This is a genomic window from Streptomyces sp. NPDC003720, assembly GCF_042875075.1.
Lineage (GTDB): Bacteria > Actinomycetota > Actinomycetes > Streptomycetales > Streptomycetaceae > Streptomyces.
On the sequence record NZ_JBIANZ010000013.1, the window covers coordinates 111750 to 125690 of the forward strand.

Sequence of the window (13941 nt, forward strand, 5' to 3'; positions counted from 1 at the left end):
CCAGCACGTCGGCCCGCATCGCGGACCGGCGGCGTCGGTCCGCCTCCGATCCGGAGACACAATCATGGACATGAAACTCGAGGTCGTCGTAGTGCCAGTGTCCGACGTCGACCGGGCCAAAGAGTTCTACACGGCGCTGGGGTGGAGACTCGACGCGGACATCGCCCCCGACGCCGAGTTCCGGGTGGTTCAGGTGACGCCTCCGGGTTCACCGGCATCGGTCATCTTCGGCACCTCCGTCACGGCGCAGGCGCCAGGCTCGGCCCAGGGTCTGCACCTGGTGGTCGACGACATCGAGGCCGCTCACGAGGAGTTGACGCGGCGCGGTGCCGACCCGAGTGAGGTGTTCCACGATGCCGGCGGCGTTTTCCACCACGCCGACACCGACGCCCGGGTACCGGGTCCCGACGCGGGACGCGGCAGCTACGGCTCCTTCCTCTCCTTCACCGACCCGGACGGCAACGGCTGGTTCCTGCAGGAGATCACCAACCGGCTGCCCGGACGGCTGGACCCCGCTACCACCGAATTCGCCTCGGCGGAGGGCCTGGCGAGTGCCCTTCGCCGCGCCGCCGCGGCCCACGGCGAACACGAGGCACGCATCGGCGCGGAGGACCCCGACTGGCCGGACTGGTACGCGCGCTACATGGTGAGCGAACAGTCCGGAGCGGAACCACCGTCGTAAGGCGTACGGCTCAGATCGCGCGCCCGTGAGGCACGGCGGTCACCCCTGGACGCATGCGCCGCCGTACCACCGGAGGAAGCGGACCGCGAGACCCATGAGCCGAGGGCGGGGTCTGACGACACCGGTCCGGGAGGCGGTAGCGCGGCCGACCGGAACTGGCAGCCGGTATGCCGCCATCGCGGTGCGGCGGTAGCGCGGTGACGGAACAGGCGAGGCATCGCGCGGAGGCAGCGGCGGTGCAGACGCATGTGCGCCTGCACGCGCACGAACCCGCCTGTCTGGGCGCGGCTCTACCGCGTGCTCCATCGGCCGCCGCCAATCGGCGGACCTGCTCACGGCCAGAGCCGGTCCTGCTGCACGTCGAAGCGGACCATCGACTCCGCGACGGCCGCCGCGTAGGCGGACGCTTCCTCGGCCATACTCCATCGCATGGCGAAGTAGATCAGAGGTCCGCTGGCCTCATCGATCAACGGGCCGGTCGACCAGGGTGAGGTGTCCTCGTCGTCCTCGGTGATGTCACGCCGCCGCTCAAGCAGCGCGGCCGCGTAGGCCGCCCCTTGAGGCTCCCACACCACACTGACCACCGACCGGGCCGCTGAACAGCACAAGCGTCAGCTGCGAGAGGCGACGTCCAAAGACGCCTTTTGCGTCCTCGTGCGGGTGGACTTCGCGCCATGGGCGGCCCTAGACCCCATGCAGCGGGCATGGACGATGCGCCCGGTCAGGTCGGTGGGCCGCGCGTGTGACCTGCACGCGCACGGCCCCCGTCGGCCCGGGTGGTCCCATCACTGCATCAAGGAGTCCTTATGCGTCGTCCTCGTTCGGTGTCTCCACGTCGCACACGCACAACAGCCCGGGTTCTCGCCATCTGTCTTGTCGCCGGACTCACCTCGGCCGCCACCTCCGTCGGCGCCCACGCCGAGACACACGTAAGGTGCGACACGGCGTCCCTCAAAGAGGCGATCGCCGCGGCCAACGCCGCCGGAGGCGGCACGATCACCCTCGCCAGCCGCTGCGTGTACAACTTCACGACGCCGTTCAGCGGCGAGGACGCGACACCGGCCATCACCGTCCGGCTGAACTTCGTGGGCAACGGCGCCGTCCTTCGCCGGGACCCGTCCAGCACGGCCCGCTTCCGGCTGCTCGACGTCGGGGTCGGCGGCACGGCCACGCTGAGCCGAGTCACAGTCGAGAACGGCAACGTGACCGGCGACGGCGGCGGCATCCTCGTGCAGTCCGGGGGGACCCTGAACGCGAAGTCCGTGACGGTCAGGAACAACACCGCAAGCGGCGACGGCGGCGGAATCGACGACCAGGGAACCCTGAGACTCACCGACTCCCGGATCCACGACAACACGGCCGGAGGGTTCGGCGGAGGCCTTGCGATCCAGCCCCGCGAAACCACCACCGCAGGCGGCACCGCCACCGTCGAAGGCTCCACGCTCTACGGCAACACGGCCAACAGCTTCGCCGGGGGAGGCCTGTTCAACGACGGCGGCACCGTCACCGTCTCCAACAGCTCGGTCACCGGCAACCACGTCAACGCCGGTGACGGCGCCGGCCTGTGGAACGACTCCCAGATGACCGTCAACGACAGCACCATCGCCGACAACGTCGCCCGTGACCACGGAGGGGGCGCCACGAACGCGGACGGCGGGCGCCTCACCTTCAATGGCAGCACCGTCCGGAACAACTCGGCCGGCGTGCAGGCAGGCGGCATCTACAACGTCAACTCCGGCTCCATCCTCGTCCTCAACGTCAGCCGCGTCACCAGGAACAAGGCGGGCGGCGCTCCCGGAGGGGTGTTCAACGGCGCTGGAAGCACCGTGGTGAACAAGCAGTCCGTCATCAGGGAGAACACCCCGACGAACTGCAGCCCGTCGCCCGTCCCCGGCTGCGTCAACTAACTCACTCCCGCACAGGGCCACTCGACCGCAGGGGCTGGCCGCGGCCCCTGCGGCACCGCTGGTACGCCTTACCGAGGAAAGGTCCACCGGAACGAGGGTCGCCGCGAGCAGACGACGGGCCGGCGGGAGGCGTGCTCCGTCACCAGCACCCCCCGCGACAGCATCCACGACGCGCAGGACCCGTCCACCTCATGCCGGCGCCGCCTCTCGACGGCGGGGCCGAGAGGCGGCGCAGGTATGCGTTCATGCCCTCGCGGCGGCGCATGGAGTCCGTGCGCCGCCAGGGCGTGCAGGTCAGCCGATGTGCCAGGTGAAGCTGCCGCCGTTGTTGGCGGCGACGACGAACATCACGATCATGAGAAGGATGTCGAGCACTCCGAGGCCGATGTCCCACTTCGCCATCACGGAACCGGTCCGGCGCAGCGCCACGGCTCCGAAGACTATGGCCAGCGGCCCCAGGATGATGGGCAGGATGAACAGGCCGAGGATGCCGCAGACCAGTCCCGCGATCGCCAGTCCGCTCGTCCGGCTCGTCTTGTGCGTGCCTGTGCTGTAGGACGACATCGACATCTCCCAACCTGTTGTGATGAGGTTCTTTTCTCTGCTTTTGGTTTCCTTCTGGTTGCCCGACATCGACGGGTCATGCTTTCGGGGCGCGAGCAAATCCTGGCCTGTGACGCACAGTTGGGGCTTGGCGCCGTGGTTTGCTTGTAGGCAGCGCCAAGATCATCCCAGTCGGCGCCGGAGCCGTTCGGGTCAGCTGACCATAGGGTGCCTGTGTGGAAGAGATCCCCTGGTTCGAGTGCAACGACAACGACCTGGAGCCGGCCCAGCGAGAGTTCGCCCATGTCCTCCAGGACCGTGCACGGTTCTGGCCCGTCCAGCCCATCGAAACCGTCCTGCTGCCTGCGGACCACACTCCATACGGAGTGCTGCTGGCCTACCTCGACATCGATGCCCCCCGGCACAACTGCATCGTGCTGACGGTCGGTGTCCACTTCGACGGGGCCCGTGCCCGCGGCGACAAGCTCCACAATCAGGACTTCACTCTCCCGAGCGACCCCACCCCCCTCGCTCTCGACGTGACCGGGAGCCCCCTGACGACCGCGAACCGAACAGCAGACTGGTTCGAGGCGATCCTCAGGCGTCCCATCGTGCGCAACGAATGGCTGCATGATGGGGTCGTGTACGCGACGAGGTACGCATACGCTGACACCGGCACGGGCCTCAGCCAAGGCTATGAACCTTCCGCAGCCCCGCCCGGGCGGATCAAGCGCCGGACCACCGCGGGATTCAACCGTGGTGACGGCTGGGTCGACACCTTCGGCCTGGGGCAACCAGACCGCGTCTTTCACGTCAGAGGCACTGACACGACGCAGTGATTACCCCATCGGGCGATGAAGTGGCACGGCATGCAGCCGCACGGGACATGAGAGGCCCTGAGCGGCCTAAGAACCCCGAGCGTCAGACGGCCTTTCGGGGGCGGGCGATGCCAAGGCGTTCCCATATGCCGGACAGATGCGCGTGCAGGACTGCCTCGGCTTCCTCTGCGGTCAAGTGACCTATGAGCACGTGGCTGGTGAGACCGTCGGCGAGTGCGAGCAGGGTGCAGGCCTCGTACTGCGGGCTGGGCGACGCAACGCCTTCGCCCACCGAGCCGCTCTCTGTGGCCTCCGTTATAAGGCGGACCACGAGGTTCTGCAGGGCCGCGTAGCTGGTTCTCAGCGGGCCGGCGAGCGACTCGCTGAGAGCGGCCTGAGCTACGAAGGCGAGCCAGATCCGCGCTTCGGCGCGGTGTTCTTCGCGGAGCAGGGCAATCTCGGCGGCCGCGTGCTCCAAGGCCGCTGCGGCCGACTGATCCGGGCTTGCGGCCAGGCGGTTCCTTACACGTTCGGTGATGCGCTCACCTACGTGGTCGACGGCGAAGAGAAGCATCTCGTCCCTGCTGCGGAAGCAGCGCTGAACGGCTCCCACGGAGACCTGCGCGCGAGCGGCGACGTCGCGGATGCTCACTTTCTCCAGACCGTTCTCGTCGGCGAGGAGGCAGACGGCCTCGGCGATCCGGCGGCGTCGGCTCTCGTAGTCAACCTGCTTGGGCATGCTGGGCACCCTCCTTATTCCAATACGACCGTATCGCTTCCGGGCTAAGGTTCGGGCACAAGCACTTCGGCATCCGGATGGGAAGCGCGATGATCAGGCAGGACGCCCTATGGGCGATGACGAGCGCCGCCCAGGCGGAGGCGGTCCGAGGCGGACGAATATCGGCGGCTGAACTCATCGACAGCCATCTGCACCGCATCGCCGAGGTCAACCCGCAGGTCAATGCGGTCACACAGCTGATGGTCGAGCAAGCCCGCGAGGCCGCGGCGCACACGGACCAGCGGCGGGCAGCGGGCGAAGAGCTCGGGCCGCTGGCCGGCGTGCCGTTCACGGTGAAGGAGACCACAGCTGTCGAAGGCGTACCGACCACACTGGGAACGGCACGCTTCCGCGACCTGGTGGCCCCGGCCGACGCGCCCCCGGTGGCCCGGCTACGCGCGGCGGGAGCCATACCGATCGGCCACAGCAACATGCCCACCTTGGTCCTGGCGGGGATGCACACCCGCAGCGAGTTGTTCGGCGACACCGCCAACCCGTGGAACCGGAACCGAACCCCGGGCGGAAGCAGCGGCGGCGACGGAGTGGCCGTCGCCACCGGCATGGCACCACTCGGACTCGGTAACGATTCCGGCGGATCCGTGCGGATCCCGGCCTCCTTCTGCGGCGTGACGGGACTGAAGCCGACCACCGGACGGTTCCCCGCCGACCACCGTGTCCTCGGTCCGGACGACCCTGGACCAGCCTCACAGATGCTGGTCACCGACGGCCCCCTGGCCCGTACGGTCGCCGACCTGCGGCTGGCATTCGAGGCGCTGGCCGGGACCGATCCGCGGGACCCCCGGGCCGTACCCGTGCCCCTCTACGGCGAACCGCTGCCGAGTCCGGTCAGGGTAGCGCTCGTCGCCAACCCCGGCGGTCACGGTGTCCACCCCACGGTCCACCGCGCCGTCACGGCGGCAGCGGACGCGCTGCGCGACGCGGGTTACGACGTACGGGAGATGGCGGACGTCCCGCGGCTAAACGAGGCACTCGAGGCATACCGCCGGATCACCGTGACCGAATTCGCCCCGACCTGGCCGGTGGTGCGGAGACTGCTCGGCGAAGGCGGGGACCGCTACATCCAGATGGCCATGGACAAGACTCCGCCGGCGAACGCCGCAGAGCTCACGAGGCTGATGGGGACCTGGCTCGGCATCCGCCGCTCCTGGGCAGAGTTCCTCGACGAGTACCCGCTGCTACTCGGACCCGTGTTCACCGAGCCGCCCGTCGAGCCGGGCCTTGAGTCACACGACGAGGCGGGACGGGAGCGAGTCGCCAAGGGCATGCGCCTGTGCACGGTGACCAGCTTCGTGGGCGTCCCCGCGGTCGCCGTACCAACCGGAGTCGACGACGGACTGCCGTCCGGCGTACAGGTCGTCGGGCGGGCCTTCCGGGAAGATCTGTGCCTGGCCGCTGCCCAGGCGATCGAGGACCGCCTCGGCGTGCTCACGCCGATCGACCCTCGCCCCGAAGCCCCGGCTGTCGCAAGGGAGATGTACGACATTGGGCACTGAGAGGTGTTTCTCGTGATTCCCGCACCATCTGGCACGGGGGCTATCCGGGGTGAGTCATTGGTGCCGGGGATTCGGCGCGCCGGGGCCGCGGTCGATGGAAGTGGCCAACGAGCGGGCCGCGATGCTCAGATCGTTCTCCCAGGCCGGGAGCTCGTCGGCGCTGATCCATTTGCTGTACTCCGCCGCGACGGACAGGAACCGTGTCTCCTCCCGGGTGCGGGCTGCGACCGTCATCGACAGCCGGTCGGCCACGTCCTTGGGGCTCAGCTCGCCTCTCACGAGACCAAACGCGAGGCTCATGAGTAAATATCGGCCGGCTGTCTCCTCGTCCGGGAGGGGTATGAGGAGTTCGTCCATGGCCTGGACGTACAGTTCACGGATTTCGCTCTCGTCGCTCCCGCGCGTCAGGCCGGCCAGTTCGCGCAGCGCAGGGGAGTCACGTCCATCAACGAGCGCTCGCGCAGCGAGCATCGGGAGTTCTTCAGGAGGGAGTACCTCCGCCACGTACGGCCAAGCGCTGTCCTGCAATCTGTCCATGCGGCCATCGTGGAGGGTGACGAGACGTCCTGACCAGCCGAGGCGCCAAGCTCTGGGGCGCAGTTGCATTGCCGGCTCTCTGCGGGGGCGGTCCGGCAACGGGCCCGGGGCCTCAACGCAGCGCCATGGACGGCTGTGCCTCAGCGACGCCGTCGCGCATCATCTTGTCCAGCACCGCCTTCTCGGGCAGGCGAAGCTCGTCGGCGATCCGGGTCAGGCCGGGCTCATCCAGAGTGATCGCCGCCAGGTGCCTCGGCGGCGCGCTCAACCGGGCCACGCGCGAGGCATCGAGAGAACAACGGGTGGCGTCACCGGCTCGTTGTCCGCGCAGACGTGCCGCCTGGCGGGCGAGTTTCTCCCAGAAGTCGTGCTGGGAAGCCGCGGTGGATCGTCTGGTGGCGAGCGTCTTCGTCTCGATCACCAGGCGATGCGCTTCCATGCAGACCGCGCGCGCGAGGTCCTGGTCGTTCAGCGCGGCGGCAGCGGCCTCGGAGGACGCCGTCCGTGCTGCCGCGTCGTCCGCCTCCAACAGCGCACCCTGTGTGGCCGGCAGCGTGAGCCAGAGCAGCAGGCGCGCTGTCGCGGCCAAGGCCGTCCTCGGGATCCACAGCACCCACTCGCTGGTCTTGACCCGGATGTTGAAGCTTCGTGCTCCGGCCGCCACTTCGTCCGCACCGTAGGCGAGAGCATTGGTGGTCTGGGTGATGTACGCGGTGTCGTTGGCTCGTACGGTCCTCGCCCCGGCGGTCAGCGACTCGAGGGCCATGGCGACGAACGCGTGGGACCGGACGTTGCGAGGAGCCGCGTAGGCCATCGCATGGGCGATGGCGGCAACGCGTTGCTGGGGCGGGTAAGCCGCCCACAGCGGAAGGCCGACAACAAGGCAGCGCTTCCGGGTGAACCCGTAGTGGGTGACGGTGACCGAGAACTCCGGTGCGAGCTGGACCGATTCGGGGGGCCGCACTCCGCAGGTGTCGGCTATGCCGCCCAACAGGTCGAACAACGCCGGCGCGTCTGCCGCGCGCAGCGTGGGCAGGTCGGCGTTCAGCTGCCCGATCCGCGGGCGCATGGCAAGAGCCAGACCCAGAAGCGCCAGGCCCACCATGGGCTGAACAACCGTGCGTAATCCGACGACGATCAGCAACACGCTGCCGATGAACAGCGCGGCCGTCACGAGATGGACCGCGCCGGCGACGGCGTACGCGGCGGCCGTCCTCGCTCTCACGCGAGTAGCGCTTACTGGCAGACTTCGGCGGTCACGTTCCACGAGTCCCCCTTGCGGTGAACGGCTGGTGCCGTTCAAAGATGTGGTGATCCGATCACCGTGAGAAGGCCCAGGCAAGCGGTCTGAGCAATACTTGAGCTGTGCCGACGTACAACCGTTCGGCCTCCATGCCGGTCCCTCGTTCGCAGACCTCGCGCGTCACCCGCGTCTGGGTCCTTGAGTTCAGGCCGGAGCCCAGGATCCAGGCGCGGCTGGACAGGTCGCGACCGCCCGCCCTCCCGAGGAACCCCGCACGGTGCGCTGCGGACCTGCCCCGTCGCGGGTCACTCCCGCAGCAGGCTCGTCACCAGGACGCAGGAAGGAATCGGGCCGCTCGCCCGTGCTTCGCCCAGGACGTCTGCTGCGCGCCCTTCACGTAGAGGTGGTCGGCGCTCGATGTGCGACACCGAGAAAGTCCGACCGACAGGGCAGTCAAAGCCTGTTCCCCACCCGTCTGTACATGTGAACGAGGGAGGGCGCATTGAACGCCGAAGAGGAACGCCAGTTCCGCGAATTCGTGGCGGCGCGGTCCAGATCGCTGCTGCACACGGCCTACTTGCTGACCGGGGACTGGGAGCAGGGCCGGGACCTGCTCCAGACCGCGCTCGCCTCCACCGCGCGGCGTTGGTCGAAGCTGCGTGACCGGGAGCAGCCGGAGATCTACGTGCGCCGGGCTCTCTACCACGCCCAGGTGGATCGCTTCCGGCTCCTCAGCTGGGGACGTGAGACGGTCACGGACACCCTGCCGGACCAGCCGTCCGGGCAGGCCGCCGACTGGGCCGACACCGTGGTCCAGCGGCAGGACATCATGGCCGCACTGCGGCGACTGCCCAGGCGCCAGCGTGCGGTGATCGTGCTGCGCTACTTCGAGGACCGGCCGGACAGCGAGATCGCCGCGATCCTGGGCGTCGCCCAGGGAACGGTCCGCAGCCAGACCCACAAGGCCCTCACCTCGCTCCGCACCACCCTGGCCGAGGCAGGACCGTCGGCCTCCTCCATCACCTCCGGAAGGGGCGTCACCGCATGAACCACTCGACCGAACACCCCCTGCCCGAAACGTCGCTGCACGATGCCCTGCACGCCCACGTCCGGGAGAGCGGCGGTGCCGCCGGTGCCGGTCTGGCCGGCCTTGCCGACGAGGCGTTGCGGGTCGCCCGACGCCGGCAGCGGCTGGCCCGTGCCGGGGTGGGCCTCGTCGCGGCCGCCTTGGTCACCACCGCCTGGGTGGCCGCCGCGGACAGCGCGCCCCCGCGCGCGCACGTGGTTCAGCCCGCCACAGGAGACGGCACCGGCAAGGCGGCCCCGATCTCTCTCCTGCCGGTCACCTCGTCCGTGGAGCATGCCTGCCCCGAGGGCAGCGGCGGCTACACCGAGCCCGCGACCGCGACGCAACCGGCGTCCTGCGTCCACGCCGACCGGGCCAGAGGCATGACCGACGTCCGTGTCGCCTCAGCGAAGGCCGAAAAGAGCACCGCCGACGGCACCTGGCAGGTCGAGGTGACCCTCGGCCCCGCCGACCGGACCCGCTTCGCCGCCCTCACCGGCTCCCTCGCGGAGGCCCCACTCCCGCGGAACGAGTTCGCCATCATCGTCGACGGCGAACTCTGGGGCACCCCCTACGTGGCCTCCCCGATCACCGGCGGCCGGTTCGAAATCGTCGGGGCCCACGTCGGCGACCTCACCGGCGCCACCGCCCACGACCTCGCCCGCCGGCTGGATCCCGGCAGGTGAGTGGCCGCCTCCCTCGCCCTCGACCGTTACCTCCCGGCCGCGGTTGCCCTCCTCGTGACGGCGACCGCCCGCCGCGGCTGCCGTCTTACCGGCGCGTCAGCACACGGAATTTGTTGCCGTCGGGGTCGGTGAGCACCACCGTGCCGTCCCCGCTGTCGGGGGAGTCGAGACGCTTCGCCCCGAGGGAGAGCAGGCGGTCGACCTCTGCTTGCTGATCGTCGTCAGGCGCGAGGTCGAAATGCAGGTCCTTGCCGGGATCCGGCATGAGCGGCGGACCGCCCCACGTGATCTTCGTACCGCCGTCCGGTGACTGGATGGCGGTCTCCTCGTCCTGGTCCCAGACCAGCGGCCAGCCCAGCGCCTTGCTCCAGAAGTAACCCACGGCCTGCGAACCATCGCAGGCGAGCGCTCCGATGAGGCCGCACCCGGCGAGGAAGTCGTTGCCCGGCTCGATGACACAGAACTCGTTGCCCTCGGGGTCGGCGAGCACTACGTGGGACGCGTCCGGCCCCTGGCCGACGTCCACGTGCCGCGCGCCGAGGTCGAGTGCCCTGGCCACGATCTCCCGCTGGTCCTCCAGGGAGGAGCTGGTGAGGTCGAAGTGCAGCCGGTTCTGGCCGGTCTTCTGCGTCGGGGAGGGACGGAAGCCGAGACGGTAGTCGGCGTCATTCCCGGACGGCAGGACGACGCCGCCGTACGAGTCGTCGGTTGTCTCCAAGCCCAGGACGCCCGACCAGAAATGCGCCAGGCGTTCGGGCTGGTGCGCGTCGAAGGAGATTGCGAAGAGTCGGCTGCTCATTGCGTCACGCGTCCCGGTCCGTCGAGTGCCCACTGTCGGCAGGGCGCCATGCCGGCGCCGCGCCTCGAGCGAGGATCCTATGGGCGGGCGGCCTCAGTTGCAGCCGAGTTTCCCGCGGCCTCAGCACCGCAGTCACGCTTTCTGGGTGCCCAGGCGCTCTCCTGTTCGCCGATGACGACTAGGGCGACGGGCCCGCAGCGGTGAGCGCCGTTGCGAGAACCCACGCCGTGCGGGCCTCGCGCATGGCGCCGGGCGCCCCAGTGCCCGCGCCAGGGTGGCGGACAGCCTGGGTGGTCGAGCGCAGGCGGCCTACGGCTTTCGCAACAGGCCCTAGCCGCACCGCCGGGCGGTCGCCCGCGACACGTCGCCGCGTGGTGCTCTGACAGGGACCGGGGAGAGCGATTGCGTGCTTGGATTCGAACGCTGCGATCTGCGCACGGGTCAGTCGTGGGCCCGGGCGAAATCGGTGGTGTTCTTCTCCGAATGAGTGACTACACCGTGGCTGGAACGGCGCAGCGGCTAGCCTGCGCCGGAGGCGGGGGATGCGAGGGTCCATCTGACCTGCTTCTTTCGTCGAGTGCAGCTCAGCCGCGTGACACGACAACAGGGAGTGAGCCAGAGACCGTTCTCGCGTGCAGAGTCACTCACCTCTGGCAAGACGCAGACGGCGCCACAGCTCATTCGGCTCGCCCCGCAGTGACGGCCCGCCGCCTAGCTCCCGCCCACCGGGCGGGGCCGCTACGCGGCGGGACCGGACCACGGCAGGTATCCGGCCTCGCCTATACGCCTCATCGCTGTCTGTGTTGCGGCGCAGCGACCTGCCGGACCCAACTGCTGTGGAAGGGGAAGGTGCTTATGAACCGTCTGCGTGTACCGCGTAGACGTACCGCTTGCCGGTGTACTCGCTGACGTTCCAGATCACGGATTCGCTGTACGCCCATCCGGACGCGCTGCTGCTGTGGAAGCTGAGGTCCTCACAGCCGATGGCCAGATCGCAAATGGTGGTTGCGGTCGACGCGCCAGAGTTGAAGGTGCGCAGCGAGCCCTTGGCGGATGGGCCGGCGCTTGCGGCAAGGTAGTGCTTGCTGTTGCAGGACACCACTCCCTGGATCTTCTCCTGAGCGACGGTGACGGCTTCGGACGCGGTCAGTGAGGCGATTCGTCTGTCGGTGTAGTCGAGGTTCCAGCGGACTACCTTGGGTGTGGTGGTGCCTGGGCCGGTACCGTTGAAGGTGCCATCGGTGTAGTCGACGTTTCCCGACTTCGAGTACTCGCTGACGACCAGGCTGTCCGGGGAGCTGGTGCGGTCCAGCCCGATCGCGGTGTAGCGAAGGTACGTCCCGGCGTTGTCGTAGGCGCGGATCTGAGGCAGAACGTACTGGTACCCGTAGCCGTAGTACGAGCCGTCGGTGTGCAGACCGCAGATGTCTACCTCGGCGGTGGCGACCTTGAACAGGGTGTTCAGGTCGAACACTCTCAGGCCCTTGTATGTGTCCACGACGTAGAGCAGGTTGCCGTACCACATGATGCCGCCGGCGTGCTTGCGGATGGGGTTGAAGGAGTACTCTCCGGTGCCGGTCTTGACCGGCTCGACCAGAAGCACGTGTCGGTACGTCGGTTTGGTGGACGTGGTGTAGTCGACGAAGGTCAGCCGCAGACCCTTGTCGAGGTCGTACTGGTTTCTTCCATCGCCGTCCGGGTCCGTCTCGAAGTACCAGGAGACGAGAACGACCCTGCTGGATCCGCCTTCGGGGTAGAGCCCGTTGCCGTAGGCGTCGGCGCTGGTCGTGACGCCCTGCGGAATCCAGTAGTCGACCGCCTGGTCGGCAGGGTCCCAGGCGAATCCGGTCGAGAAGGCCTCGACAGTGCTGGGAGCGCTGGTGAGGTGAGTCGCGCTGCGGTTGGTGTCGGCGATGACGGTCGTCGCGTCGACCTTGGGCAGCTTGGCCGCCAGACCGGTGGTCAGATCGGCGAACTCGCCGTAACTGTTGGCTGATCGGCTGGTGAGGCTGAACTGCTGTGCGTTGATGCTTGCTGCTTCCGCCGTGGCGGGGAACAGCAGGGTGCCGGCGGCCGCGGTGAACGGCGCGGCGGCCAGCCCTTTGAGAATCCCTCTACGTGTCATGGTCACGGTCGGAGGACTATAGCTCAGGACTAACTAAGAGTGATGGGGGATTAGATCGGCCCCAGCGGTCGCCTCCCTGCAAGGGGTAACCAGGCGAACGACCTACGCCTGTTCAGGGTGGAGGAGTTGCGCGGCCGACACCTCGACGCCACGTACGACCGCCATCGTCACCGGGTCCAGATGCGCAAGTTCTGGCTCCGAGACACTGGCCCCACCATCAGGTCTACGACTGTCCATGCCGCTTCCATCCAAGTTCCAGGGCTGCTTATGACGTTTGGAACTGGCGTGCGCCTAGAACTCATCTGGAGGCGGATGAAGCGGCTTCAGAGTGGACGGATATCGTCCTCGCATGACACAAGAGTTCGATCTTGCCGCGTCGCTCGCCAGAGGTGTCGGAGACCGCAGTGGTGCATGGGCCTTTGTTCAGGGCTTCGCTGCCCACTGGGTAGGTGCCGCCCTGGGACGTGATGACGGATGGCCGGAAGCCGAACTCGACGCTGCTGAGGAGAGGTTGGGGCTCCGGCTCCCGACGGCGTTGCGCGAGGCGTATGTGCTGTTCGGACGCCGGCCGGATCTCACCAGCAACCACGATGTGTTGCTCGGCCCTGCAGAGTTGTATGTCGACGACGCCAAGGAGGCCTTGGTCTTCCGGCATGAGAACCAGGGAGCCGCCTCCTGGGGCGTCCTTCTCAGCAGCCTCCAAGATGACGACCCTGCGGTGCTCGTCCGGCTTGACCTTGCCGACAAGAATGCCGAGCGGTGGCAGGACTGGTTGGAACGTCTGTCTCTTTGCTTCGTGGAGATCATCCTGTCGGAGTCCCTGCAGGCCGACGAAGACCTCTGCGACTTCCTCGACCCGGATGACGACAGTGTTGAACTGCTGGAGGCGAATGCCGTCCGACTGCCCTTCCCGGCGTACCCCGCCGGTGAGGGGACACGGTGGTTCCTGGGCCAGGACGTCCTTCTGCGCGATGACGACGGCGCGGCCATCCTGGCCCGCGGCCGGACGGCAGAAGACCTCGAGCGTGTTCGAGACCTGATACCGGGTGAATGGCTCAACGACTGTCGCTGACCACGTCCCGGAGGCTGCTGACCGGACTGTCGGGGCCTCCCGTGACTGCGGGGACGGCCCTCTGGACACCTCTCGCATGATGCGGCGGGCCTGCTCCTCGCGCCGAGAAGCAGACCCCCGGGGGGATCGTCAGAACCCGCTCCGCTGTAGCGGCGTGGGCCGGTGAAGGAT

The 13941-nt window shown here is 68.3% G+C and carries 14 protein-coding genes; 7 read left to right on the forward strand and 7 right to left on the reverse strand.

Annotation, left to right across the window (positions count from 1 at the left end):
* Window positions 1-70 precede the first annotated feature (70 nt).
* Entirely contained in the window at window positions 71-682 is a 612-nt protein-coding gene (locus ACFYU0_RS31280) for a VOC family protein (protein ID WP_389305501.1), read from the forward strand.
* A gap of 332 nt (window positions 683-1014) precedes the next feature.
* On the opposite strand, the gene ACFYU0_RS31285 is transcribed toward ACFYU0_RS31280, so the two are convergent.
* The gene (locus ACFYU0_RS31285; protein ID WP_389305503.1) at window positions 1015-1257 is read right to left on the reverse strand and encodes a hypothetical protein; all 243 of its coding nucleotides are present in this window, start codon (window positions 1255-1257) and stop codon (window positions 1015-1017) included.
* Window positions 1258-1506: 249 nt separating this feature from the next.
* Between ACFYU0_RS31285 and ACFYU0_RS31290 the strand changes: the two genes are divergently transcribed.
* Window positions 1507-2589: a hypothetical protein gene (locus ACFYU0_RS31290; RefSeq protein WP_389305505.1), complete on the forward strand. Its 1083-nt coding sequence runs from the start codon at window positions 1507-1509 to the stop codon at window positions 2587-2589.
* A gap of 294 nt (window positions 2590-2883) precedes the next feature.
* On the opposite strand, the gene ACFYU0_RS31295 is transcribed toward ACFYU0_RS31290, so the two are convergent.
* Entirely contained in the window at window positions 2884-3222 is a 339-nt protein-coding gene (locus ACFYU0_RS31295) for a DUF4190 domain-containing protein (RefSeq protein ID WP_389305507.1), read from the reverse strand.
* Between the two features lie 146 nt (window positions 3223-3368).
* On the opposite strand from ACFYU0_RS31295, the gene ACFYU0_RS31300 reads away from it, so the two are divergent.
* Window positions 3369-3971, forward strand: coding sequence for a hypothetical protein (locus ACFYU0_RS31300; RefSeq protein ID WP_389305509.1), 603 nt, complete (start codon window positions 3369-3371; stop codon window positions 3969-3971).
* Window positions 3972-4053: 82 nt separating this feature from the next.
* On the opposite strand, the gene ACFYU0_RS31305 is transcribed toward ACFYU0_RS31300, so the two are convergent.
* Window positions 4054-4689, reverse strand: a complete 636-nt coding sequence (locus ACFYU0_RS31305; protein ID WP_389305511.1) for a TetR/AcrR family transcriptional regulator — start codon at window positions 4687-4689, stop codon at window positions 4054-4056.
* Window positions 4690-4778: 89 nt separating this feature from the next.
* Here ACFYU0_RS31305 and ACFYU0_RS31310 point away from each other — a divergent pair, with 89 nt between their 5' ends.
* Window positions 4779-6242, forward strand: coding sequence for an amidase (locus ACFYU0_RS31310; protein ID WP_389305513.1), 1464 nt, complete (start codon window positions 4779-4781; stop codon window positions 6240-6242).
* Window positions 6243-6296: 54 nt separating this feature from the next.
* Here the strand turns inward: ACFYU0_RS31310 and ACFYU0_RS31315 are convergent, their stop codons facing one another.
* On the reverse strand, window positions 6297-6779 hold the full coding sequence (locus ACFYU0_RS31315; RefSeq protein ID WP_389305515.1) for a hypothetical protein: 483 nt from the start codon (window positions 6777-6779) through the stop codon (window positions 6297-6299).
* A gap of 112 nt (window positions 6780-6891) precedes the next feature.
* On the reverse strand, window positions 6892-7953 hold the full coding sequence (locus ACFYU0_RS31320; protein ID WP_389305517.1) for a hypothetical protein: 1062 nt from the start codon (window positions 7951-7953) through the stop codon (window positions 6892-6894).
* A gap of 571 nt (window positions 7954-8524) precedes the next feature.
* Here ACFYU0_RS31320 and ACFYU0_RS31325 point away from each other — a divergent pair.
* Together ACFYU0_RS31325 and ACFYU0_RS31330 are read left to right on the forward strand one after the other, a co-directional pair.
* The gene (locus ACFYU0_RS31325; RefSeq protein WP_389305519.1) at window positions 8525-9070 is read left to right on the forward strand and encodes a SigE family RNA polymerase sigma factor; all 546 of its coding nucleotides are present in this window, start codon (window positions 8525-8527) and stop codon (window positions 9068-9070) included.
* Window positions 9067-9774, forward strand: a complete 708-nt coding sequence (locus tag ACFYU0_RS31330) for a hypothetical protein (RefSeq protein WP_389305521.1) — start codon at window positions 9067-9069, stop codon at window positions 9772-9774. The genes ACFYU0_RS31325 and ACFYU0_RS31330 overlap by 4 nt, the downstream gene beginning before the upstream one ends.
* A gap of 85 nt (window positions 9775-9859) precedes the next feature.
* On the opposite strand, the gene ACFYU0_RS31335 is transcribed toward ACFYU0_RS31330, so the two are convergent.
* On the reverse strand, window positions 9860-10573 hold the full coding sequence (locus tag ACFYU0_RS31335) for a VOC family protein (protein WP_389305523.1): 714 nt from the start codon (window positions 10571-10573) through the stop codon (window positions 9860-9862).
* A gap of 853 nt (window positions 10574-11426) precedes the next feature.
* Complete coding sequence (locus ACFYU0_RS31340) at window positions 11427-12704, reverse strand: hypothetical protein (protein ID WP_389305525.1); 1278 nt, start codon at window positions 12702-12704, stop codon at window positions 11427-11429.
* A gap of 343 nt (window positions 12705-13047) precedes the next feature.
* Here ACFYU0_RS31340 and ACFYU0_RS31345 point away from each other — a divergent pair, with 343 nt between their 5' ends.
* Complete coding sequence (locus tag ACFYU0_RS31345) at window positions 13048-13770, forward strand: SMI1/KNR4 family protein (protein ID WP_389305527.1); 723 nt, start codon at window positions 13048-13050, stop codon at window positions 13768-13770.
* The last annotated feature ends 171 nt before the right edge of the window (window positions 13771-13941 follow it).